The 23172-nt window shown below is 36.0% G+C and carries 25 protein-coding genes; 18 read left to right on the plus strand and 7 right to left on the minus strand.

The features are described 5' to 3' along the window. Positions 1-72 precede the first annotated feature (72 nt). From SB679_RS20250 to SB679_RS20270, 5 genes are all read left to right on the plus strand, one after another. Positions 73-663, plus strand: coding sequence for a phage tail protein (locus SB679_RS20250; RefSeq protein ID WP_410704125.1), 591 nt, complete (start codon positions 73-75; stop codon positions 661-663). Between the two features lie 7 nt (positions 664-670). Further along, positions 671-1357, plus strand: coding sequence for a T9SS type A sorting domain-containing protein (locus tag SB679_RS20255; protein ID WP_410704126.1), 687 nt, complete (start codon positions 671-673; stop codon positions 1355-1357). A gap of 153 nt (positions 1358-1510) precedes the next feature. Continuing rightward, positions 1511-1627 carry a KTSC domain-containing protein gene (locus SB679_RS20260; RefSeq protein WP_410704127.1) on the plus strand — a complete coding sequence of 39 codons (117 nt, stop codon included), beginning with the start codon at positions 1511-1513 and terminating at the stop codon, positions 1625-1627. Positions 1628-1856: 229 nt separating this feature from the next. After that, positions 1857-2324 carry a redoxin domain-containing protein gene (locus SB679_RS20265; protein ID WP_410704128.1) on the plus strand — a complete coding sequence of 156 codons (468 nt, stop codon included), beginning with the start codon at positions 1857-1859 and terminating at the stop codon, positions 2322-2324. A 2-nt stretch (positions 2325-2326) separates the two neighbouring features. Further along, the gene (locus SB679_RS20270) at positions 2327-2845 is read left to right on the plus strand and encodes a DsbA family protein (RefSeq protein ID WP_410704129.1); all 519 of its coding nucleotides are present in this window, start codon (positions 2327-2329) and stop codon (positions 2843-2845) included. Between the two features lie 66 nt (positions 2846-2911). On the opposite strand, the gene guaB is transcribed toward SB679_RS20270, so the two are convergent. The 7 genes from guaB to SB679_RS20305 all read right to left on the minus strand — a co-directional run bounded on the left by guaB (position 2912) and on the right by SB679_RS20305 (position 9183). Then, the gene (gene guaB / locus SB679_RS20275) at positions 2912-4372 is read right to left on the minus strand and encodes an IMP dehydrogenase (RefSeq protein ID WP_317742346.1); all 1461 of its coding nucleotides are present in this window, start codon (positions 4370-4372) and stop codon (positions 2912-2914) included. Between the two features lie 147 nt (positions 4373-4519). Next, positions 4520-5020 (minus strand): DUF4252 domain-containing protein, encoded by a 501-nt coding sequence (locus SB679_RS20280; RefSeq protein ID WP_410704130.1) that lies wholly within the window; start codon positions 5018-5020, stop codon positions 4520-4522. A gap of 12 nt (positions 5021-5032) precedes the next feature. Continuing rightward, the gene (locus SB679_RS20285; RefSeq protein ID WP_410704131.1) at positions 5033-6316 is read right to left on the minus strand and encodes a DUF4252 domain-containing protein; all 1284 of its coding nucleotides are present in this window, start codon (positions 6314-6316) and stop codon (positions 5033-5035) included. Between the two features lie 62 nt (positions 6317-6378). Further along, complete coding sequence (locus SB679_RS20290; protein ID WP_410704132.1) at positions 6379-7047, minus strand: hypothetical protein; 669 nt, start codon at positions 7045-7047, stop codon at positions 6379-6381. Next, a complete protein-coding gene (locus SB679_RS20295) occupies positions 7022-7531 on the minus strand; it encodes an RNA polymerase sigma factor (RefSeq protein ID WP_034715443.1) in 510 nt (169 codons plus the stop codon). Before SB679_RS20295 ends, SB679_RS20290 begins: the two co-directional genes overlap by 26 nt. Positions 7532-7630: 99 nt before the next feature. Beyond that, positions 7631-8791 carry a GlmU family protein gene (locus tag SB679_RS20300; protein WP_410704133.1) on the minus strand — a complete coding sequence of 387 codons (1161 nt, stop codon included), beginning with the start codon at positions 8789-8791 and terminating at the stop codon, positions 7631-7633. A gap of 140 nt (positions 8792-8931) precedes the next feature. Beyond that, entirely contained in the window at positions 8932-9183 is a 252-nt protein-coding gene (locus SB679_RS20305) for a type B 50S ribosomal protein L31 (RefSeq protein WP_034715439.1), read from the minus strand. Positions 9184-9370: 187 nt separating this feature from the next. Here SB679_RS20305 and SB679_RS20310 point away from each other — a divergent pair, with 187 nt between their 5' ends. The 13 genes from SB679_RS20310 to SB679_RS20370 all read left to right on the plus strand — a co-directional run bounded on the left by SB679_RS20310 (position 9371) and on the right by SB679_RS20370 (position 22688). After that, positions 9371-10780, plus strand: a complete 1410-nt coding sequence (locus tag SB679_RS20310) for a hypothetical protein (RefSeq protein ID WP_410704134.1) — start codon at positions 9371-9373, stop codon at positions 10778-10780. After that, on the plus strand, positions 10780-11106 hold the full coding sequence (locus SB679_RS20315) for a nucleotide pyrophosphohydrolase (protein WP_040997695.1): 327 nt from the start codon (positions 10780-10782) through the stop codon (positions 11104-11106). Before SB679_RS20310 ends, SB679_RS20315 begins: the two co-directional genes overlap by 1 nt. A gap of 77 nt (positions 11107-11183) precedes the next feature. Then, positions 11184-12407 carry a 3-phosphoshikimate 1-carboxyvinyltransferase gene (locus SB679_RS20320; RefSeq protein WP_410704135.1) on the plus strand — a complete coding sequence of 408 codons (1224 nt, stop codon included), beginning with the start codon at positions 11184-11186 and terminating at the stop codon, positions 12405-12407. A gap of 19 nt (positions 12408-12426) precedes the next feature. Continuing rightward, positions 12427-12912: a hypothetical protein gene (locus tag SB679_RS20325; RefSeq protein WP_410704136.1), complete on the plus strand. Its 486-nt coding sequence runs from the start codon at positions 12427-12429 to the stop codon at positions 12910-12912. A gap of 16 nt (positions 12913-12928) precedes the next feature. Beyond that, positions 12929-13594, plus strand: a complete 666-nt coding sequence (locus SB679_RS20330; protein WP_410704137.1) for a hypothetical protein — start codon at positions 12929-12931, stop codon at positions 13592-13594. Further along, on the plus strand, positions 13594-14388 hold the full coding sequence (locus SB679_RS20335; RefSeq protein ID WP_410704138.1) for an SDR family oxidoreductase: 795 nt from the start codon (positions 13594-13596) through the stop codon (positions 14386-14388). Before SB679_RS20330 ends, SB679_RS20335 begins: the two co-directional genes overlap by 1 nt. A gap of 23 nt (positions 14389-14411) precedes the next feature. Beyond that, positions 14412-15278: a WG repeat-containing protein gene (locus SB679_RS20340; RefSeq protein ID WP_410704139.1), complete on the plus strand. Its 867-nt coding sequence runs from the start codon at positions 14412-14414 to the stop codon at positions 15276-15278. A gap of 16 nt (positions 15279-15294) precedes the next feature. After that, entirely contained in the window at positions 15295-16899 is a 1605-nt protein-coding gene (locus SB679_RS20345) for a hypothetical protein (protein ID WP_410704140.1), read from the plus strand. Between the two features lie 495 nt (positions 16900-17394). After that, the gene (locus tag SB679_RS20350) at positions 17395-17973 is read left to right on the plus strand and encodes a hypothetical protein (protein ID WP_410704141.1); all 579 of its coding nucleotides are present in this window, start codon (positions 17395-17397) and stop codon (positions 17971-17973) included. A 96-nt stretch (positions 17974-18069) separates the two neighbouring features. After that, a complete protein-coding gene (locus SB679_RS20355; RefSeq protein WP_410704142.1) occupies positions 18070-18870 on the plus strand; it encodes a WxL protein host-binding domain-containing protein in 801 nt (266 codons plus the stop codon). Further along, positions 18863-21619 (plus strand): hypothetical protein, encoded by a 2757-nt coding sequence (locus SB679_RS20360; protein ID WP_410704143.1) that lies wholly within the window; start codon positions 18863-18865, stop codon positions 21617-21619. Before SB679_RS20355 ends, SB679_RS20360 begins: the two co-directional genes overlap by 8 nt. Beyond that, the gene (locus SB679_RS20365) at positions 21616-22152 is read left to right on the plus strand and encodes a hypothetical protein (RefSeq protein WP_410704144.1); all 537 of its coding nucleotides are present in this window, start codon (positions 21616-21618) and stop codon (positions 22150-22152) included. Before SB679_RS20360 ends, SB679_RS20365 begins: the two co-directional genes overlap by 4 nt. An 11-nt stretch (positions 22153-22163) precedes the next feature. Further along, positions 22164-22688: a hypothetical protein gene (locus tag SB679_RS20370; RefSeq protein ID WP_410704145.1), complete on the plus strand. Its 525-nt coding sequence runs from the start codon at positions 22164-22166 to the stop codon at positions 22686-22688. Positions 22689-23172: the final 484 nt, after the last annotated feature.

Raw genomic sequence — 23172 nt, forward strand, 5'->3', positions numbered from 1 at the left:
TAAAAGGTTTTTTCTTTTAATAATCAAAATATGTAGAATATTTTATAATTTTACTATACTAATCTAAACATCATGAAAAACTTAATTTTTGCATGTACACTGCTCATTAGCAGTGCACTTACTTCTACCCTAAAAGCACAAGCTTCAGAACCCTTTTTAGGGCAGATCGCATTTGTTCCTTATACTTTTGTTCCTAAAAACTGGGCAGAATGTAACGGACAACTCTTACCAATCTCCCAAAACCAGGCTTTGTTTTCTCTTTTGGGAACCACCTATGGCGGAGATGGAGTTACAAATTTTGCATTACCTGATATGAGAGGAAGAACTGTTGTACACAACGGTCAGGGTCCAGGATTAAGCAGTTATACTGTCGGACAGAAAGGAGGGGTAGAATCCGTAACATTGACCGCAGCGCAAATGCCCACGCATACCCATGCTTTAAACGCAACGACAACCGAGGGCAACCAAAACATCCCTACCAACAGTATCCCCGCTGATACAAAAACATTAGACAAAGAGTATTCTAATGCTGTTCCCAACACTACGATGAGCACTTCAGCAATTGGAATGGCAGGAGGAAACCAGCCTCATGAAAACAGATCTCCATATCTTACTTTAAAATGTATCATTTCGTTGTTTGGAGTTTTCCCATCTCAATTTTAATCTATAAATGATGAAACCTCTATATTTATTATGTCTGGCTTTGGGAGGCTCAGCTTTCGCCCAGACGATTACATTCAAAGGTTGCGTTAATTTATTTGATGACCAATCCTTTATCTTTACCAAAACCGCGGTAGACACCTATGGCAAAAACATCTATATCACAACACCAGTAGATGGGCAGCCATGCAGTGGATTGGGATCTTGTGAATTCAAGATACAGTGGAACAATACGTTAAACCGATGGGAATTTCTTGCAGACGACGGTGACGGAGATTTCCTTACTCCTAACCTTATCTATTATAATTCTACGGGAAATAGTCCCGCAGCCAATCCACCAAGCAATGGATTTGGGACATGGGTAGAAAACACAGTCATAACAAGTGGTCAATGTAGCGGAAATCTAACAGCTGCCAACTCTACCCTGACAGGCGATGTACACAGCTCCTCATTGGCAACTTTAAATATTACAAAACCTAAAATCCAGATTTTTCCTAATCCGGTTTCTGATATCATAAGTATTTCAGGTCTGGACAATATGACTTCCGTTGAAATTTTCAATATGAACGGTCAGCTTATAAAAACAGATCAGCTTGGCAATAAAATTAATGTTTCTGCATTAACGCCAGGAGTTTATTTACTTAGGGTTACCGCTAAAGATTCTCAAATTCATGAATTTAAATTTGTGAAAAAATAAATTACAGTATTTATATAATCATTGTAACCATCAAAAGCTTTCAGAAATTCTGGAAGCTTTTTTAATAGATTTTGTAGACACTTCTTTCTTCTAAAAATAAAACATCAAATATTTCATTTCCTCTTTCAGAATATTTTTTGATGAAAAAATAATATGCCATCAAGTGTCGTAAACCAGTATCTTTATTTTCCGGATACTGAAATATTAAGAATCATATATCAGTCGGGAGCGGTTTACGACTACCTCAAAGTTCCTGCAGATATTATTTAGCAATTTAAAGAAGCAAGATCGAAAGGTAGATTTTAAATATGATTATCAAGCCGAGATTTCAATATCATAAAATATTTTAATCCTTTTTAAACGAAAAATGCCTCACTATAATTACACTTCTACCCATTTATTTTTAATATTAATTTAAGACCATCGTAATAATAATTTAAATTCTTATTTCTAAATTTAGTTTATATTTAGAAAAATAGTAACCTCAACTCAAAATATAATGATATTACAGCAAGGAAAATCAGCTCCGGACTTTGAGCTTCCCGCTACTCCCGATCAGAAACTCAAACGTTCCGACTTCCTGGGTAAAAACCTCATCCTGGTCTTTTATCCTGCAGACTGGAGCCCTGTGTGTGGTGATCAGGTCGCCCTTTACAACGAAATGCTCAGTATTTTTCATAAATACAATGCCGATATTCTAGGGATTTCCGTAGACAGCGCATGGTGCCATGATGCCTTTATGGAAAACAGAAAACTTCATTATCCTTTACTGGCAGATTTTAATCCAAAAGGAGAAGTCTCCAAAGCGTATGGAGTGTACAATGAAGAAAACGGCACTTCAAAAAGAGCCCTATTTGTAATAGACAAAGAAGGAATTATCCAGTGGAGTTATCTTTCGCCGGATGGTATTAATCCGGGTGCTGACGGAATCATTGATGCATTGGAAAATTTAACTCAAAACCCATAATTATGTCTACTTTAAGAGTTCCCGTTGGTCCCAACGACCATGTAATTGGAGATATTGATACTGCAAAAATTGTATTGGTGGAATATGGTGACTATCAGTGTCCTTACTGCGGACACGCCTTCCCTCTGGTCAAAAGATTTATTGAAGAATATGCCGATGATGTTGCTTTTGTTTTCAGAAATTTCCCATTAACGGATGCCCACCAATATGCAATGGCATCTGCTACAATCGCCGAAGCAGCCGGGAAGCAAGGAAAGTTCTGGGAAATGCACGACCTCATCTACAGCAATCAAAATATGTTGAATGAAGAAATGCTTAAAGGCTGTGTTACTGCCTTACAGCTGGACGTCAACAAAATTGAAAATGACATCACCACTTCCGACCTTCAGGATAAGATAGAAGCTGATTTTGAAGGAGGAGTAAGAAGTGGTGTCAATGGCACTCCTTCCTTCTTTGTTAATAATCAAAAATGGGAAGATTACGACGGAACATATGATTCTTTCATTGAACTAGTTTCTTAGTTTACACAATAAATAAAAGCTGCACAGATCTGTGCAGCTTTTATTTTGTATAGGGTATCAATTATTTTAAAAAGAATAATTGGGAGCTTCCTGTGTGATGATCACATCATGCGGGTGAGATTCCTTCAATCCGCTTCCTGTAATCATGACCATTTTAGTGTCTTTTTGCAAAGCTTCTACATCTTTTGCACCACAATATCCCATACCGGCTCTTAAACCACCGGTAAGCTGGAAGATCACATCTTCTAATTTTCCCTTGTGCGGAACACGACCTTCAATTCCTTCCGGAACGAATTTTTTAGCTTCACTCTGGAAATACCTTTCTTTTCCACCTCTTTTCATGGCAGAAAGACTTCCCATTCCCTGATAAGATTTGAATTTTCTTCCCTGGAAGATAATTTCTTCTCCCGGAGCTTCATCTGTACCTGCTAAAAGAGAACCCAGCATTACTGCTCCTGCTCCACTTGCGATAGCTTTTACAATATCTCCTGAAAGTTTAATTCCACCATCAGCAATTACGGTTACATTTTTAGATTGAGCATATTCGTAAACGTTGTAAATAGCAGATAATTGAGGAACCCCTACTCCTGCGACTACTCTTGTCGTACAGATAGATCCTGGCCCCACTCCTACTTTAAGAACGTTGGCTCCAGCTTCGATAAGGTCTTTGGCAGCTTCTGCAGTGACAATATTTCCTCCTACAATATCCAAATCCGGATATGCTTTTCTGATATCAGAGATTTTATCCAGTACTCCTTTAGAATGTCCGTGTGCAGAATCGATTCCAATGATATCCACTCCGGCTTTTACCAAAGCAGCAATTCTATCCATCGTATCTTCTCCAACTCCAACTCCGGCACCTACGATAAGGCGTCCTTTTTCGTCTTTGTTGGCATTTGGATATTCAAGCTGATTGTCGATATCTTTAATCGTGATCAATCCAACCAGTTTATTGTCTTTATCTACGATAGGAAGCTTTTCAACTCTGCTTTTAAGGAGAATTTCTTTTGCTTTTTCAAGATTGGTATTTTTATCTGAAGTAATCAGATTATTCTTTGTCATGATCTCCTCCACCTTCATATCAAGATTTTCCTGATACTTTACATCTCTGTTGGTAATAATCCCGATCAACACATTATCTGCATCTACTACAGGAAGACCTGAGATCTTATATTTGGCCATAGTTTCTTTAGCCTCGGCTAACGTATGGTCTTTAGAAAGGGTTACGGGATCGAAGATCATTCCGTTTTCGGAACGCTTTACGCGATTAACCTGTGCAGCCTGTTCAGCGATCGTCATGTTTTTGTGGATGAAACCTAAGCCTCCGACTCTTGCCAGTGCAATAGCCAGATCTCCTTCAGTAACGGTGTCCATCGCAGCAGAAACTATCGGAACATTCAGCGTTATTTTGTCGGTAAGTCTTGATTTTAATGATACCTGATTAGGTAAAACTTCAGAATAAGCAGGGACTAGAAGAACGTCATCGAAAGTGATGGCTGTCTCTACAATTTTGTTATGAATAGACATCTTTACTTTCTTTGCAAAATTAGGTTATTTGAATGACATATGAAAGTCCTTTTCAATAGTTTACATAAAAATTAATAATCAATAACTTAAATCAAAAAACCGCTCCAATTTGGAACGGCCTGTACACAAAATAAAATGTATATGAAACTACTTGTCTGAAGCTGAATTAATCATTCTTGAAATATCATCTGCCGTAAAACTTCCTTTTACATCTACAAAGACCAATTCTTTATCAGAATTTACGGTGATGAGCATATTTTTTATGGTTTCGCCATCCTGCTTTACTCTTATATTCACATTATCTCCATCATGTTTTATGGTTGCCCATTCTTCAAATTTGTCATTATTTAAATATTGAGCATATTCCTGCAACATACTGCGATCGCCATTTTCTACCGTCAATACCTTAATCTTGGAAACTTTTTTGACCAGATTTAAAATCTCCTCACTATCTTCATCTTCTTTTAAAGCTTTTCGTATGAAAGGCCTGGCTACAAACATCGGAACATTGATGCTTACAAACTTTGCTCCTTTGAAATCGCGTTCAGAACTTCTGAAAAAAGCCATATTGGGTCTTTCTGAAATCATACACGACTGTAAAAGAAAGGCAACACTGAAGGTCAAAATTATTTTAGGTAAAGTTTTCATGGCTAGTAGGTTTTAGTTGATAGGTTTTAATGTTCCGCCGGAAGTTTTGCTGATCTTAGCATCAATTTCCGGATTTCCTCTATATTTTACCAGACCTCCTGAAGAGGCTCTTACTTTAAGCGTATTTTTTACATTTACAGTGAGACTTCCTCCTGATGTAGATTCCGCTTCCAAATCATCCAGTTTCAGGTTTTCAGCTTTACAGACTGCGCCACTGCTGATATCGATCACTCCAAAGTTGGCCTGTCCTTCAATAACGGTATCTGAACCACTTGAAGCTTTTATAATGATATCTCTGGTAGTAATATCTGCTTTCACATTGGAACCCGAAGTGGTACTGATATTCGTTACATTAGAAATAGTAAACTTTCCCTTCAGAACAGATCCTGATGACGCTTCTACATCCAAATTTTCTTCCCGTACAGAATTCACGGTTGAAAACGTCGCTCCTGAGGAGGTTTTAATACTTCCCATTCTTGGAGAGGAAACGTTTACATTTAAGTTTTTAAATCTTAAATTTTTCACCCCTTTATTATCTACATATACCTTCAGTATCCCGTTTTCAACTTTAGTTACAATGTATTGGAGTTTATCTGCGTCTGCTATTACTTTTATACTCGCAGGGCTTTCCTGTTTGTACACTACATTCACTCCAGTACTCACTTGGATTCCTTGAAATTCTCCTACATTTCTGGCTTCTCCGCTCAGATACGATGAATTACTTTCAGAGGTCATGCTGCTTCTTGTTGTATGGGTAACAGAACTTATTTTAGTCTCGCTTGAGTTGATGATTTTATTAAGATCATCCATAGAAAGTTTACCATCAAGCATCACCAGGACATTTCCTCCGGTTCCACTATCAATGCTCAGTAACACATCATCCAGTACTCCATCTTTAGCTTCTGAAGAAAGAAATTTTATTTTACTCCCATTGCTGTTTACAGTCATAACTTCGCTGTAGTTGATGGTATTCAGATAAGAAGAAATATCTTTATTGATCTGCGACAGGTTAAACTGTACTTTCTTACCTTCCTTGCTGTTTATGTTTTCGGGATTTTCTGTAATCAAAATTCTAAGCCCTTTAATTTTACTCAGGAGAGGCTTTATCTGATCAAGCTGAGAATCATCTATATTCAGGCTGTTAAGCATCCCGAACATGGGTTTTGCAATCTTAATGGAAGTCACACCTTCTACCTGCTGATATTTTTCAAAAAGCTTGTCGAATTTATCTTCCTGCCCGTACACATTAAAGAAATGTGAAAAGGCAAATGCGAATATTATGAATATTTTTTTCATGAGTCAATTTTTATTTTTTGTCGAATTACAGTCGCCTGATCAGGTCATCATCAATTTTTTAGTTAATAATCGTCGTCTACCACTTTAGTCTGTACTAATTTTTCACTAACGTTATTTGCAAATATTTGGAATGAGTATTTAGTCACATTGATGGCTTCTTCTACATTGTCTATTCTTTTACCATTTACAATGACATAAGAACTTTTGTAGCCTGTAGAATCTGAAGCTTTATTATTTTTAAAAGAAGTATTATTTACAAATCTCGGTTTCGCTTCTTTTTTCAGTCTTCCTCTTTTCGGCAGGATTCCATCCAGAACATCTTTATCAGCAACCGTGTTTTCCTGAAAGATGGAATCTTTTTTAGCTTCCGGAATAGAATCGGTATGATTGATTGCTACCTGCTCCTGATGATCATTGTTTTCTTCAATAAAGCTTGATTTTTGTCTCAAAACTTCATCTTTCACCAGTTTCTCTTTACCTCCAGTATCAGCATTCTGAGTTGTATTAAAGATAAAACCTATACTGAAAAGCATAATCAGACCTGCAGCCATCCAAACCCATTTCTGAGAAGATGTTTTTTTCTTTTGAAGCGGGATAATAGGAGTTTCCTGATGTTGAGATTCTTCACTTTCTACCTTTTGAAGAAAATCTTCAAAGCTCCAGTCCATTTTCTCTTCCTTTATCTCCTGGAAGATCTCGTCGTATTTATCTTGAAATTGATCTTTGTTCATAATTCATCAGTTGTGAGATTTGTTCTTTTACTTTTTGTCTTGCCCGCATAAGATTTACTCTTACTGCATTTTCTTCCATTTCCAGCATTTCAGAAATTTCAGACACTTCGTACTCTTCTACATCTTTCAAATGGATTACCATTTTTTGTTTTTCGGGGAGCTGGTTAATAAATCCTACGATATGCTCCTTCAGATTATTGACCTCCATGCTGTAGAGTTCCGATCTGTGCAGCTGCATATCTGCAAACCCCTGCCTGACATCGTGATGTTTCAGCCGGTTCAGGCATTCGTTCCGGACAGATTTCAAAGCATAGGATTTTAAATTTCCAAACTTCTCGAGTTCATCCTTCTTCTGCCAGAACTTCACCATCAGATCCTGCACTACATCTTCTGCTTCATCACTACTCATGACAAATCTTTTCGCAAAACGACACATCTCGTTTTTGAGAATAAATACCGTATCCTTAAAGGTTTCCTGGGTCATGAGCTTTGTTTCTATTAGTAAGACAATTAAAATTTTAATTCTATTACATCTTAAAGTAAAAAAACTTCAAATAATTTGAAGTTTCCTTTGTATATGGGATTAATACGTATCAAAAATATATTTTAAAACCGTCTTGTCATGATCTGTTAACGGCACTTTTCTTCTCGCCATTACCTTTTCTGCCACTTCATAGGCTTTATCCAGTTTAAATCTCTCATCTCCTTTAAATCCACCCCAGGAAAAATTTTCCACAAGGTTAGGAGGGAATCCTTCTTTAAAAATATTAGAGGCCACCCCAATGATAGTGCCCGTATTTAATTGAGTATTGATTGCTGTTTTAGAATGATCTCCCATAATGAGCCCGGTAAATTGTAATCCGGTATCTTCAAAAGCTTTGGTTCTATAGCTCCAGAGCTTCACATTGGCGTAATTATTTTTCAGATTGGAAGAATTGGTATCTGCACCCAGGTTACACCATTCGCCGATCACCGAATTCCCAACAAAACCGTCATGCCCTTTATTAGAGTATCCAAAAATAATAATATTGCTTACCTCACCTCCCACTTTACAATGAGGACCGATTGTAGTAGCTCCATAAATTTTTGCTCCTAAATTGAATTTAGAGTCTTCACAAAGGGCAATAGGACCTCGTAGATTACATCCTTCCATCACCTCTGCATTTTTACCAATATATATTTTCCCGGTTTTTGCATTGAGCGTTGAAAACTCGATCTGGGCACCTTCTTCAATAAACAGGTCTTTTTTATCTCCAAGGAAGCCATTGGTTGAAGATAATTCCTGAGAAACTCTTCCTTTGGTAAGCAATTCAAAATCGAAATCAATCGCTTTATGATTATGGGTAAATAGATCGGTTGGTTTCTTAAAAAAGACAAGTTCTTCTTTAATATCGGTCATTTTCTCAATCTGGTTGAGTGAAAAACCTTTCATATTAATTTTTGCAGCAATCAGTTCGTCTTCATAGACTAGTGCTTCCCCCAATTTCAGATCTTTTATTTGCTGAATGATGGTTTCAGTAGGTAAGAAATTAGTTACCAGGAAAAGGCTTTCCTTTGCTTCCGGTTCTTTAAATTTTGCCTGCAGATAATGCTCAGTAAAATAAGAAACTTCTGTACTCTCTAAAATTTTCTCCCATCTCTCAGCGAAAGTAAGAATTCCGCACCGCATGGCTGCAACAGGACGGGTAAAAGTAAGCGGAAGAAAATCTTCCCAATATTGCGCATCCGAAAATACTAACTGCATATTTTTTTAGCTATTTAAATATTAGATATCAGGTAATGGACGTATATATTCTGGTTATAAGTCCGTTCTCTAAAACAAAAATACAATAAAAAAGTCTCCCAATAATTTGGAAGACTTCTATATTTTCTAAATACAAAAAATTACTTAGCGAATTTTTTGTATTTGTTCATGAACTTATCAACTCTACCTGCAGTGTCAACCAACTTCACTTTACCAGTGTAGAAAGGGTGAGAAGTAGAAGAGATTTCCATTTTAATCAAAGGATACTCTTGTCCTTCATATTGGATAGTGTCTTTTGTTTCTGCAGTAGATTTGCAAAGAAACACCTCGTCGTTACTCATATCTTTGAAAACAACAAGTCTATAATTTTCTGGGTGGATTCCGTTTTTCATAATACAATTGTTAAAAAAATTAAAGTTTTGCTTTCGAAATAGTAATGGATATTTCTCTGCTAATTTTAGGGTGCAAAAATACAATATTTTTTTTAAATTCCAAACTCTAGGTCCAATATTTTTTTTCTTGATAAGAAATTCAAAGTATTTTCGTTAAATTTGGAATCTATATTAAACTTTAATTTCGATGAAATTCAAATTATTACTGGCTCTTTCTTTTTGGATGCTTCTTGCGGCAGTATCATGTAATAAAGACGATATCACCTTTGATGCCCCTTCACAGCAACTGCGTTTTTCAAAAGACACCGTATTCTGTGACACTGTATATCATCAGGTACGCTCTGAAACTTACGTGGTAAAAGTATACAATAATGAGGACAAAGATATTTTGATTCCAAGAATTAATCTCGAAAAAGGTGCGGCTTCTCTTTATAAAATCAATGTAGATGGAAAAGCTGGGATTGACTTCAAAGATGTTCCGTTAAGAAAAAAAGACAGCCTTTATATTTTCGTTGAAATTGCCCCTGAAGCTACAGGCCCTGAAGCAATTGCTGAAGATAAAGTACTGTTCACCAGCCCGGCAGGACAACAGCACGTGACGTTATTCTCCGTCGTTCAGGATGCCGAATTTTTCATCAAATCATCCAGTAACCCCAATGTGATTGCCAGTAATACGGTCTGGGATAATACTAAAGCAAAAATCATCTATGGTGATCTTACCATAAATCCGAATATTATGCTCGATATCCAGCAGGGAACCAAAGTATATTTCCACAAAAACAGTGGAATGAAGGTTTCCTCCGGAGCAACCCTGAACATCAATGGAGCCCTGAATCATGAAGTAATTCTCCGTGGTGACAGGAACGATCCCTACTATGATACGATTCCAAAAAACTGGAATTCTATCAGAATGGAAACGGGTTCTATTCTTAACATGGCTTATGCAAGGCTTTTTGGAGGGACAAGAGGATTGGATATGAGACAGACGAATGCTACGATCAGTAATTCATTTATCCATACTTTCCAAGAATATGGAATCTACGCAGTGGGTTCTACCGTTAATGCCAAGAATTTAGTGATGAACAACTGTGGAGAATCCTGCATCGGAATTTTCAGAGGAGGTAATCATAATTATACCCATGCTACGATTGCCAATTATTCTAAAACGCTGGGCTCATTCAACAGAATGGGTATCTTCGCTACCAACGAGTGGAAGAATGATGCCGGACAAACCGAACAGGGAGCACTGCAGAACCTTAGCATCAAAAACTCTATTGTCTATTCCGACAGGGATAATGCGGTGAATTTTGAGCAAACGCCAGGACAGCAGTTTGAATTCCTGATTCAAAACTCTTTATTAAAATATTCCAGTACCTCGGAAGCAGGTTTCCCTTTTGACAGCAATGTTAATGTGGTACAAAGCATTAAGAATCAGGATCCTCAATTCGTTAATTATTTTACGGCAAAACAGAATTTAAGAGTAAAAACGGCTTCCCCAGCCAGAGGTAAAGGAAATGTTGCAACCGCAGGAACGGTTCCTTTTGACATTGTGAATGTATCCAGAACATCTAACCCTACCTTAGGAGCCTATCAATAATGGAAATAACCCAACTACAGCAACAGGTTGACGAATGGATCAAAACCATCGGTGTCCGCTATTTTAATGAACTCACCAATATGGCAATGCTTACTGAAGAAGTGGGTGAAGTGGCAAGAATTATTGCCAGAAGATATGGTGAGCAGAGTGAAAAGGAAAGTGATAAAAGTAAAGACTTGGGAGAAGAATTAGCGGATGTATTATTTGTAACATTATGTCTGGCCAACCAGACCGGAGTGAACCTACAGGAAGCTTTCGATAAAAAAATGAAGATAAAAACTGACCGCGATAAAGACCGCCATCAGAATAATGAAAAATTAAAATAAGATACCGGAATCAGATTTCAGATACTAGACTTTACTATCTGAAATCTGAGGTCCACAATCTGAAATCTGAAGAAACAATGAAGCTAGAAAAATCAAAATTAATAGGCAATACAACAGTACAGATCAGCGGTTCGAAAAGTATTTCGAATCGTTTGTTGATTTTGGAAAGTCTGTTCAACAATATAAAAATCGGGAATTTATCTAATTCTCAGGATACCCAATTACTAAAGAAGGCATTGTCTGAAACTACGGAGATTGTAGATATACACCACGCAGGAACAGCTATGCGTTTTCTTACCTCTTATTATTCTATAGCTGAGGGTAAAACCACCATCCTTACCGGTTCAAAAAGGATGAAAGAGAGGCCTATCAAGAATTTGGTAAGCGCGCTACAAGATTTAGGCGTAGAAATTGAGTATATGGAAAATGAAGGGTTTCCGCCTTTAAAAATCACAGGAAAGAAAATTACCACGACTCAAGTCAATGTTCCCGCTAACATTTCAAGCCAGTTCATTACTTCCCTTTTGCTGATCGCAGGAAAATTAGAAAATGGATTAAAAATTAATCTTGTAGGCGAGGTTACTTCAAGGTCTTACATTGAAATGACGCTGGATATTTTAACAAAATTCGGTATTAAAAACAGCTTTGAAGGAAACACGATTAAAGTGGAACCATTCAATGAAAACAATGAATCATCAACCGTAAGTTATGAAGTGGAAAGCGACTGGAGCTCTGCTTCTTACTTCTACTCTATTTGTGCGTTAGGAAGAGAAACAATTCACTTGAAAAGTTTTTATAAAGAATCAACTCAAGGAGATTCTGCAATTGCAGAGATTTATGAAAAGTTCTTCGGGATTACAACGATTTTCTCGGAAGATGAACATAAAATTACGCTACAACCAGATCCTAATTTTATATTTCCTGAAAAAATTGTTCTGGATATGAATAATTGTCCTGATATCGCACAAACGCTTTGTGTAACTGCGGCGGCACTGAAAATCCCATTTGATATTTCAGGACTGGGAACATTAAAGGTAAAAGAAACCGACCGACTTTCAGCTTTGCATATTGAGTTGAAAAAATTAGGAACTGAAACTGAAATTACAGATCTAACGATCAAATCGATCAGCTTCAACGAGCCGCAAGAAAATATTTCTATTAAAACATACCAGGATCACAGAATGGCAATGAGTTTTGCACCGTTTTGTTTAATTCAAGAACTCAACATTGAAGAGGAAGATGTGGTAGAAAAATCTTATCCGATGTTCTGGAAGGATCTCGAGACTATATTAATCAGATAATTGAAGAGGTAACAATTACATGAAAAAGTATTTAATCTTTTTATCTTTTCTTATTCCTGTTTCATTTTGGGCGCAATATTTATTGCCTAATGAAGAAGTTATCTATTCATTTGAAACTAAAAACGGAAAAAAAATGTCTTTAGTAAAAGATAAGCAGAACCAATATATTCAGTATCGATTTGGAAACAAAAATACTGTTGAAATGGAATTTCCAAAAGATAGGACTAAAGAAAGCTGGAAGCAGTTTACATACAGTTCTTACCATAGAGGCGGCGGAAAACAAAACGCAGGAATGGACCTCAATTATCTGTCATTTACAAATAATAACTATACCTATTTACTCTTCAGAACTTACTCTGCGGAAGATGATTCATTTTCTACAGGTATCACTGTAACGGACAGTAAAGGAAAAGAAACCGACATTACAGGAATGTATAAAACTTTCAAAGGCTGCTTATGTAGGCTTGAAGATACAGACGTAAAGAAAGAAGATTTTGGGCAATAATTTCAATAATGCTTACATGAAAAAACTAATTTCTTTTGTATTCATTTCATTGATTTCAATTCTTCACGCTCAGGAATTGACAGATTTTTCAGTTCCTAAAAACTATACAAAAGTCCTGGAAACAGAAGGAGATCTAGATAAAGACGGAATCAACGAAACTGTAATTGTATCTAATATCGGTGAAAAAATTGAGAATGAAGGGTATCAAAGAAAATTTTATATTCTAAAAAAAATCAATGGAAAGCTTAAAATCTGGAAAGAAAATTCATCTCTGCTCGATGCAAGTGAAATCGGTTTTTATCCGGAAAGCAATGAGCTCGAAGTGAACATAAAAAATAACTGTCTTGTTATTTCGCAATCACTCTTCACAAATTCCAGGCATACTGCTACAAGCAAATATACCTTCAGATTTCAAAATGGGGATTTCTACCTCATTGGTGCCCTCAATACATTTGATGACACCTGTGAATTTAATTTTTTGAATGAAGTCAATTTTTCAACAGGAAAGGTAATCATTGATGAAAAGTATTCTGACTGTGATGCAGATGAGGATAGAAAGATTCCAAAAGATGTACACAAAGAATTTATCCATACATTTAACCCCTTAATAAAAATGAATGATTTTAGAGTTGGCAAAAACCAGTTCAAAATTCCTAATTCAGATAAATATTTTAATTACTAATGTCAAAAACTATAATCATCACAGGAACATCCTCAGGAATCGGTTTTGTGTTGGCCGAATATTTCGGTAAAAAAGGTCATAAAGTATACGGATTAAGCAGAAAGCATACGGAAAGTCAGTATTTCACCTCTATACCAACCGACGTTACTGATAACGTGGCGGTTCAAAATGCTATTGCAGAAGTACTGAAAACAGAAACTAGAATTGATGTCCTGATCAACAATGCCGGAATGGGAATGGTTGGCTCTGTGGAAGATTCTACGAAGGAAGATATTTTAAAATTATTCAACCTGAACCTGGTTGGAGCAGTTCAGATGATGAGTGCTGTACTTCCGAAAATGCGTGAAAATAGATTTGGAAAAATCATCAATGTTTCCAGTATCGGAAGCGAAATGGGTCTTCCTTTCAGAGGATTTTATTCTGCTTCAAAATCTGCATTGGATAAGGTGACTGAAGCCATGCGATATGAAGTGTATCCTTGGAATATTGATGTATGCTCACTGCATTTAGGAGATATTAAAACCAATATTGCAGAAAATAGGGTAAAAACCAAAGTTTCTGAACCGTATAAAAATATTTTCGACAAAGTGTATACATTGATGAATTCTCATGTAGGTGATGGAACTGAACCTCTGGAAGTTGCTGAATATGTTGAAAATCTTTTGGGTAAGAACAAATGGAAAGCCCATTATTATTTTGGTAAATTCGGGCAGAAAATTGGAGTTCCATTGAAATGGATTCTTCCTCAGGGAACATATGAGAATTTAATGAAGAAATATAATAATTTGAAGTGATTTAAGTTTAATACAATTATATCATGATAAAATATTTATTATTGTTTGCATCTTGTCTTGTTTTAGCCCAAAAAGCAACTCTTTTCCCAGTAAAAAAAGGAGATAAATGGGGCTTTGCAGATAATAAACAAAAATTCATCATTGCTCCTCAGTATGATTTTGCCAACCCTTTTGCTGAGTATAATGTTTATGATCCTCTGCAAAAAAAGTACAAAAAAGTAATGGCGGCAACTGTAAAGCTTGAAAAAAAGTCTAAATGCATTTTAGAGGATAATACTGAAATAAGCTGTGCAAAATTAGAAGATCTATCAACATCAATTGGAGCTTCTATTTATGAATTTTCTGATGATGATTATAGAAAAGAGCGTAAAGAAATTGAAGATAAAAATCTTGAGGTCATCAATCAAATTCCCCAAGATATTCGGAATAAATATCAAAAAATAGAAGTGTTTAAAAATGGGTTACTCCTATTTCTAGTTAAAAATAATGAAAAAAGCGGTATTATTGACAATACCGGAAAAATCATTGTTCCACTTGTTAATGATTTTATAGAAGGACATGTTTATGAGACGACTACTCCCGGAAAATATGAATTATATTTTGTAGGAACCAATTTGAAACCCCTGCCTGATAGATATTACTTACGAGATGGAAAATTTCTTATTGAAAGCTATTCTCCTTTTTCTATAGCTTCTATGAGTGGAAGCTTTGTTAAAGTTTCAGACAAAAATAGAAAGATAAAGATATATAATGTAACGCATCAAAAATATATTAACGACAAAACATACGATAAAGTTTTAAATACCTTTTCAAACGGAATGATGATAGTAGAGCGTGATGGAGCAGAGTTTTATATCGATGAGGCTGGAACAGAACATAAAAGCAAATAACCTTTAATACCTCTATTTGATTCGCTTATATTTCATATTATTACTTTGTTTCTGCCCTTTTTTTAAAGCGCAGAAGAAGCATTATTTCCTTATTGACACCGAAACTAAAATCACAAAAAAGGTAAAAGATTCTACTTCTGCTGTGAAATTTTTAGATTCTCTTGCACAAAGCAATTACTTCTTCACAGAGCTTAAGGATGTAAAGAAAAAAGGAGATACGACTGAAATTTTCTACAACAAAGGAAAAAATTACAATGAAACGTACGTTGAACTTTCCGATTCTATTGTTCAGAAATTAAAAATTCAGAAAGACTTTTTTACTAAAAGTTTAGATTCTACGAAAAAGAGCATTAACAAAAGATATATTGATGAAGGCTATTCTTTCAGCAGGATCAAGTCTAAGTTTAAAGGCCAGAAAAATGGTTATCCCATTGTAGAACTGGACATCAATAAAAATGATAAACGGACCATTAATGGTTTTGTGGTAAAAGGCTACGAAAGAATTCCCAAAAGATTCATGAAAAACCTTGAAAAAGAATTCAAAGGAAAAACGTACGATGATAAGAATCTTATCGCGATCAATAAAACATTCCAGACTCATCCTTTCGTCACGTTAGAACGGCAGCCACAGACGTTATTCACTAAAGATTCTACCCAGATCTATCTTTTCATGGAAAAGAAAAAGACGAATACTTTTGATGGGGTGATCGGATTTGGGAATGACAAAACAGAAAAATTCACCTTAAATGGCACCCTGAATGTTAATTTCAGGAATATGTTCAACGGTTTTGAAGCCATCAATTTATACTGGCAGCGAAATCCGGATAAAGGACAGACTTTTGATCTTCAGACGGATATCCCGTATCTTTTTAAATCTAATGTAGGTCTGAATATGAAAGTCAATATTTACCGTCAGGATTCAACTTTTGCCAATGTAAAGATGCTTCCGGCTCTCTACTATCATATCAATAACCGAAATAAAATCGGTCTGAGAGGAACTTTTGAAACCTCGAGTATTATTGATACACTATATGTTCAGGGGAAAGATTACAACAAAAAGGGGATCGGACTTTGGTTTGAAATGACTGAACCTACTGACATAGATCTTTTCCTTTATAAGACCAAAATCAGTGCAGGGTATGACTTCCTGACCACGACCTATACCAAGGATAATATTAAAGCAAATCAAAACCAGTTTTACTTCTTTGGGGAGCATAATTATCATATTTCGGGGAACCATTTCCTCAATATTAAAGCGGAGGGAGCCATGATGGATTCCAAAATTGAGTTTTCTGCGAATGAATTGTATCGTTTCGGAGGCTGGAACTCCATGCGGGGATTCAATGAAAACTCTCTCGCCGGCGATTTTTATTACTATGGTGGTTTGGAGTACCGTTACCTGATCGGCAATCAGGCCTTTTTTGATTTCTTCGGGCAATATGGACAGCTGAATAATAAATCGCTCAATGTAAAACCTAAACTCTATAGCGTGGGGCTCGGTTTCAATTTCTTTATTCCCCTTGGTTTGATGAGCTTTCAGTTATCGAATGGTAATGAATTTGGAAATCCCTTTAAATTCAATGATATCAAAATCCATTGGGGAATCCTAAGTAGATTCTAAGATGGTATTACATCGAAATCATATTCGCTTAAACTGAAATCTTATATCCTTTAACATCTTCCTTTTTACAAAAATATGCAATAAAAACACCCGGAAGAACACTTTTCACATCAATCTGGAACAAAAAAATGGCTTTATCATGTATTAAAATAGGGGCTGTTACGACTTAAAAATACATTTCAGAGAAAATATCTGAAAATTTTTCATGAAAAATCAGGAAGAAAAATATCCCTATTTTAACCCGGATAGTGCATAAACACAGAATAATTTTTAAAATTTAAACCTTACACCGTTATATGTAAGGTTTATTTGGTATTCATATGATCTCAATCATAAAAACATATTGATTTTCTGCATAATATAGATTATTCAAACACATATTATTAAAATTGTGAAAATAATTAAATTGTAATATGAAAAAATTATATTTAAATCCCTCATATTATTGAATTTTTATTAACTTCACTTTATAAAACTATTAACACCATTAGTCCCATGAAAAATTTCAAATTTCCTCTATCATTATCTTTAATAGCTCTGGCCGTCTCTGCTGGTATGAACGCACAGGATACCAATACGGACAACCATACCATCGCAATCACGATTCCGGAAGTTGCATTGGTAGACATTGAACCGGCTGCTACTAAAAATATCACATTGGGCTTTACAGCTCCTACAGAAGCTGGTTTGCCTATTCTACCAAGCGCCAGTAATACTACTCTTTGGCTGAATTATTCTTCCATTAAATCTGTTGCCGATCCTACCCGTAATGTATCTGTAAAACTGAATGCAATTATTCCCGGCATCGACATCCATGTAACCGCAGCAGCAGCTACAGGAGCTGGAGGTGGAACATTGGGTACCCCTTCTGCACAGCTAACATTGAGTGCTGTCGATCAGACTATTGTTTCCGGAATAGGAAGTGCTTACACAGGGAATGGAGCCAATAACGGACATAATCTTACGTATGCACTTGCTGCAGGAAGTGGCCCTGGTGGTGTCGCTGCCTATGCTGATCTACAAGCGTCTACGACTACTGTTGCAACAGTGACGTACACAATTTCAGATAACTAATTCTGAATTTTTCATCTTATAAGTAAGAAGAAATCGATTATCAGGTTTCTTCTTAGTTTTCTATTGCTCTATATTAACCTAAACTTTTCATTGAAAATGATAAAGCGCATTCTCTTATTGGTATCATTCCTAATCCCTTTTACCTTTTTACAGGCAAGCATTGTGATTCTCAATGGACTTACTCATAACTATAAAGTAGAAAACGGACAGGTCTATAAGGGTAAAATTGCAATAGAAAATACGGATAACAAGCCGCAAAATGTGAAAATATTCTTACAGGATTTCACCTATCAGTCGGATGGAACCATTAGTTATACAAGCCCGCATACGAACGAAAAAACAAATACAGATTGGATCCGGCTCAACACCAATTTCATTACTTTAAAGGCTAAAGAAAAAACCGAGGTCTATTATGAAATTACCATTCCCAATACTGTTGCCAATGCAGGCAGTTACTGGAGTGTGATTATCGTTGAACCCATAGAGGATGTAAAGCCCAGTGACAGTAAACAAGGGGTTAATATAACTTCTATTATCCGATATGCCATTCAGGTAATTACAGATTACGATGCTGATAAAGTAAAACCCGACCTTAAGTTTGAGAGTGTAAAAATCGAAAAAGAAGAGGGTAGAAAGACTGTAAAAATAGCCATAGCCAATAAAGGAGATATTTATTGTAAGCCTACCGCAGTAATTGAAATCTATAATCGTAAAACAGGGCAAAAAATGGGAACATTTTCCAGTCAGGCCATGGGATTACTCCCTAAAACATCTAAATCATACTATATTGACATCAACACCATCCCCCCTGATCAATATAATGCTGTGATTATAGCAACCGACGAAGACGAAAATGCATTCGCCCTCAATGTGGAACTAGAAGTAAAAAATGATTAAAAACTGGATTCTATATTTTATCATTCTATTATTCCCGGTACTTATTTTTTCTCAACAACCTAAAGAATTTGTCAGCAAAAAAGATAGTCTACTGCCAGGAACGGCTACTTCTATTTCCTTTACGATAGAAAATAAAACCTCTGAAAACAAGATCTATGATATTCGTGTAGAAACATCCGGGCAGTATATACAGCCTATTATTACAAAAAGTGAATATCTGGTTCCGGCAGGCCAGAATTCACTCTATATTGTTCCTTTACGCATTGCAACAGAATGTCCACAGGGTAATTATACGATTACCCTACACGGAACAGAAAAAAATAATGGAAACCCACTTCTTCAATCTTTACCAATAGTAGTTGCTGGGAACAGAAAATTATCTGTAATGGCAATTAATGCTCCGGAATTTGTAAAAGCCGGAGAAACGATCAAATCTTCCTTCCTGATAAAAAACAGCGGAAATGTAACCGAGAATCTTTTACTGGAAAGTAAAAATGCAGTTGTTGATAACGGTTCATCTTTACTTCTGCTACCTGGAGAAACAAAAATAGTGACCGTTAGTAAGAATACGAATGCTGATTTAGGAAAAAATGAATATCAGAATCTCAGCCTATCCGTTTCTTCTACTGATCATCCAAAAGAAAATCAAACGGTATATTCCAGCACCCAGATTATTTCTACTAAACCTATCGAAGAGGATATTTATCACCGGTTGCCGGTTTCAGCCTCTTTATCTTTTATCGGAATGCAAAACAGAGGAATGTATCATGATGGCTTTCAGGGAGAGATTTATGGTAAAGGAAGTCTCGACAAAGACAACAAAGGGCAGCTTGAATTTCATGCCGTAACGAAAAATCCTGTAGAGTTTAACTCTTTTACTCAGTATGAAGAATATTTTATCAATTACAGAAGAGAAAATTTTTTCGTTCATCTGGGCGATAAAACATATACTTCGTCCTATCTGACAGAATTTGCCAGGTACGGAAGAGGTGCAGAGTTTCGGTATAACTTTAAAAAATTCAGCATAGGCAGTTTTTATAATCATCCCAGATTTTTCCGGGATATCAAAGATGAATTTAATATTTATTCGACATTTAAACTGAATAAAGAATCTGAAATTACGGCAGGTTATTTATATAAAATCCCGCGAACTGAAGATCCCAGCTTTAGTCTTAATGGTCTAAAATTGGACTCTAATGCTCATCTTCCGTACGCAACAGGAAAATTTAAACTAAACAAAAATCTTGATGTATCGGGTGAAATAGCTTACAGTAAAACAGACAGAACTGAAGGCAGCGCCTATATGATGCAGGTTCTGGGAAGCTTTGAAAAATTCAATGGGAATATAATGTATATGAGATCGAGCCCTCAATTCGCAGGCTACTTTACTAATACAAGTACATTTAATGGAAATCTTCAATATAAAATCTCAAAGCGCCTCAATTTATTTGCTAATTATGTACAGGACGCAAGAAATTTTCAAAGAGATACTTTGTATTTAGCGGCTCCTTACAGACAGTATCTTCAATACGGCATCAATTACAGGTATGCGAAAAAAGGATCGGTGATGCTTTACAACGGATATCAAAAATATCAAGACCGTCTGGAACCAAGACAATTTGATTATTATGAAAGATTTGTCAGACTGACTATCGACCAGCAAATAGGACTTTTTCAACTGAACCTGCAGAGCCAATGGGGTAAAACGGATAATTATCTGTCCGGATTTACAGGGAATTCAAGTTTTTATACTGCCAATGTTGCTTTTGAAAAATTTAAAACCTCTTTTAATTTATATGGAAGCTATGCCATAACCTCAAGGTATCAAATGCAGAATGAGAAGCAAATTTACTATGGAGCGCGCATTCTAAGCAGATTTACTGATAGAAACTATTTAAGCATTTTTTACCAGAATAATTATCTTCCGGAAGAATATTATAATGACCGGAATCTTTTTGAAATCCTTTTTCATCAACAGATTGTTCAGGGTCATGAGATTGATGTTTCAGGACGTTATGCCCTACAGAGAGGAGAATTGGGAAATAAGGATTTTATATTTTCATTGCGTTATACATTGCGCTTAAATGTTCCGGTGCAGAAAATTGCAGAATACACTACTTTATCAGGAAACATCCGCAATATGGGTGCAAAAAAAATAGAAGGGATAAGGCTAATGATGGGAAGTCATCTTTCCATTACAGATAAAAATGGTGATTATATATTTAAAAATATAACTCCCGGAGATTATTTGCTAGAAATAGATCGCTCCACAACCGAAATTAATGATATTGCTGATATATCATTACCGACACAAATCCCTTTGAACAATAAAGAGAACATTTTCAATTTTGGATTAACTACGGCTTCAAAAATCCAGGGGTTTATTCAGTTTAATGAGCCTGCAGAAAATAATCAACTGAGCTTTGCTCAATATCAATTTAAAAAGGAAAAAAAGAAAAGAGAAAGTATTATTATTGAAGCTTCTAACGGAGAACAAATCTACAGAAAGGTAGGTTTTATAGGAGAAAAATTTGATTTCACCTATCTGCGCCCGGGAAACTGGAATGTAAAATTATACAGAAACGGTCTGGATAAACGGTATAAGATCTCTATGGATACTTTTAGTTTTACATTAAATCCTTCGGAAACAAAAGATATTACCATTAATATAGTGAAACAGCAAACGGAAGTTAAGTACCAGCAGGAATCCATAAAAGTAGGATATAATGAAATAAAAAAGAAAAAATGAGAGATCTAAATATCATAGTATATATATTTTCCCTGCTTCTATCGGGTACACTATTTTCACAAACTACCGGAAGTAGTGCCGTTTCTATAACGCTGCCTGTTGTAACATTAATGGATATAGAACCCACCGGAAATATTATATTGAACTTTGTTGCTCCTACAGAAGCCGGAGTAGCAATAGTAAATCCTGCTGTTAATACGACCAAATGGATTAATTATTCGTCTGCTATTGCTCCTGCAGGGCTTACCCGAAGAATTACAGCTTCCATCAACCCGGTTATTCCGGGGGTCAGTATAAGAGTACAGGCCGCTGCTGCTTCCGGATCGGGTGGTGGTACTTTGGGAACTTCTTCAGGACTAGTTACTCTTACCGCTACTGCAGCTACAATTATCAGTGGAATTGGCGGAGCATTCACAGGAAATGGAACCAATAACGGCCACCAACTTACTATTAGTCTTGTGACAAACACATATGCCAACCTATCAGCCCGTACCAGCACTCCGGTTGTTATCACTTATACAATCACAGAGTAAATTAAAATATTATGAAGTCTACCCGCCATTTTTCTGAAAACCTTTTTTTCACAAAATATCTATCTATTTTATTACTTCTTCTATGCAGCTATTATGTGAAAGCACAAACCTTAACAGTTACTGGCACAGCCTGGACTGTCCCTATTACTGCTATTACTGAAGCAGGTACTAATTATACGGGAACCTACCAAAGTGCTGCCAATCAGGTCTTATTGGCGGCAAGTGTCCCATTACTGCTCGGTAATGCCAAGGTTTCTGTACATTATCAACCTAATCCTACATGGAATAGTTCTCTGATTTTATCCGCAAGAAGAACAGGAAATGGGACTACAGTTTGTGTATTATGCAGTATAACTGGGGGTACTACCTACATAACACTTACGCAAACGGATATTGAACTATTCCGGATCAGTGCAGTTCTCGCGCTTGGAGCTTATAATAATATTCCAATACAGTTGGAATTATCAGGGGTATCCGTTACTATTCCGGCAACGACCTATCACAGTAACGTAGTTTTTACGATAAGTGCAATTTAATCTTACCTATATCTCTCAACAGGAATAGCAATATTTCTATCTATATCTTTCGGCTAAAGCCTAGATATTTATGTATTGATTTATCATTAATTCATTGAGAGGCCGGGCTAAAGCCCGCCCCTATTGAATATTTCCTACGCGGGATAGAATATGGGAGCCTATGAACTTGAGGTTCGCGTTGGGAGCTTAAGTATTCCTATTCCTTAAATCTTTTTACTCCTGGATGATTAATGTATAATGAAAGTAGTTTGATTGACACAATTGATTTGATTGCTATATCTATACTATTACATTGTTCCATTAGTTTTGGGGTATTGGTGTATTAATATAATGATTGGAGTAATGATAATGCTTGAAGTATTGAATTATTTTGAGTTATGGTACAAAAAAAAGTCTCATACAAATATATGTATGAGACTTTTAATAAAAACTGGCGGCGTCCTACTCTCCCGCTTTCGCAGTACCATCGGCGCTGGCAGGCTTA

The sequence above is a fragment of the Chryseobacterium sp. SIMBA_029 genome (genome assembly GCF_046535275.1).
Classification (GTDB): Bacteria; Bacteroidota; Bacteroidia; order Flavobacteriales; family Weeksellaceae; genus Chryseobacterium.

Excerpts from the sequence above, each read along its gene's own strand:
- SB679_RS20250 (WP_410704125.1), top strand. The coding sequence starts at position 73 with ATGAAAAACTTAATTTTTGCATGTACACTGCTCATTAGCAGTGCACTT.
- SB679_RS20255 (WP_410704126.1), top strand. The coding sequence starts at position 671 with ATGATGAAACCTCTATATTTATTATGTCTGGCTTTGGGAGGCTCAGCT.
- SB679_RS20260 (WP_410704127.1), top strand. The coding sequence starts at position 1,511 with ATGCCATCAAGTGTCGTAAACCAGTATCTTTATTTTCCGGATACTGAA.
- SB679_RS20265 (WP_410704128.1), top strand. The coding sequence starts at position 1,857 with ATGATATTACAGCAAGGAAAATCAGCTCCGGACTTTGAGCTTCCCGCT.
- SB679_RS20270 (WP_410704129.1), top strand. The coding sequence starts at position 2,327 with ATGTCTACTTTAAGAGTTCCCGTTGGTCCCAACGACCATGTAATTGGA.
- guaB (WP_317742346.1), bottom strand. The coding sequence starts at position 4,372 with ATGTCTATTCATAACAAAATTGTAGAGACAGCCATCACTTTCGATGAC.
- SB679_RS20280 (WP_410704130.1), bottom strand. The coding sequence starts at position 5,020 with ATGAAAACTTTACCTAAAATAATTTTGACCTTCAGTGTTGCCTTTCTT.
- SB679_RS20285 (WP_410704131.1), bottom strand. The coding sequence starts at position 6,316 with ATGAAAAAAATATTCATAATATTCGCATTTGCCTTTTCACATTTCTTT.
- SB679_RS20290 (WP_410704132.1), bottom strand. The coding sequence starts at position 7,047 with ATGAACAAAGATCAATTTCAAGATAAATACGACGAGATCTTCCAGGAG.
- SB679_RS20295 (WP_034715443.1), bottom strand. The coding sequence starts at position 7,531 with ATGACCCAGGAAACCTTTAAGGATACGGTATTTATTCTCAAAAACGAG.
- SB679_RS20300 (WP_410704133.1), bottom strand. The coding sequence starts at position 8,791 with ATGCAGTTAGTATTTTCGGATGCGCAATATTGGGAAGATTTTCTTCCG.
- SB679_RS20305 (WP_034715439.1), bottom strand. The coding sequence starts at position 9,183 with ATGAAAAACGGAATCCACCCAGAAAATTATAGACTTGTTGTTTTCAAA.
- SB679_RS20310 (WP_410704134.1), top strand. The coding sequence starts at position 9,371 with ATGAAATTCAAATTATTACTGGCTCTTTCTTTTTGGATGCTTCTTGCG.
- SB679_RS20315 (WP_040997695.1), top strand. The coding sequence starts at position 10,780 with ATGGAAATAACCCAACTACAGCAACAGGTTGACGAATGGATCAAAACC.
- SB679_RS20320 (WP_410704135.1), top strand. The coding sequence starts at position 11,184 with ATGAAGCTAGAAAAATCAAAATTAATAGGCAATACAACAGTACAGATC.
- SB679_RS20325 (WP_410704136.1), top strand. The coding sequence starts at position 12,427 with ATGAAAAAGTATTTAATCTTTTTATCTTTTCTTATTCCTGTTTCATTT.
- SB679_RS20330 (WP_410704137.1), top strand. The coding sequence starts at position 12,929 with ATGAAAAAACTAATTTCTTTTGTATTCATTTCATTGATTTCAATTCTT.
- SB679_RS20335 (WP_410704138.1), top strand. The coding sequence starts at position 13,594 with ATGTCAAAAACTATAATCATCACAGGAACATCCTCAGGAATCGGTTTT.
- SB679_RS20340 (WP_410704139.1), top strand. The coding sequence starts at position 14,412 with ATGATAAAATATTTATTATTGTTTGCATCTTGTCTTGTTTTAGCCCAA.
- SB679_RS20350 (WP_410704141.1), top strand. The coding sequence starts at position 17,395 with ATGAAAAATTTCAAATTTCCTCTATCATTATCTTTAATAGCTCTGGCC.
- SB679_RS20355 (WP_410704142.1), top strand. The coding sequence starts at position 18,070 with ATGATAAAGCGCATTCTCTTATTGGTATCATTCCTAATCCCTTTTACC.
- SB679_RS20360 (WP_410704143.1), top strand. The coding sequence starts at position 18,863 with ATGATTAAAAACTGGATTCTATATTTTATCATTCTATTATTCCCGGTA.
- SB679_RS20365 (WP_410704144.1), top strand. The coding sequence starts at position 21,616 with ATGAGAGATCTAAATATCATAGTATATATATTTTCCCTGCTTCTATCG.
- SB679_RS20370 (WP_410704145.1), top strand. The coding sequence starts at position 22,164 with ATGAAGTCTACCCGCCATTTTTCTGAAAACCTTTTTTTCACAAAATAT.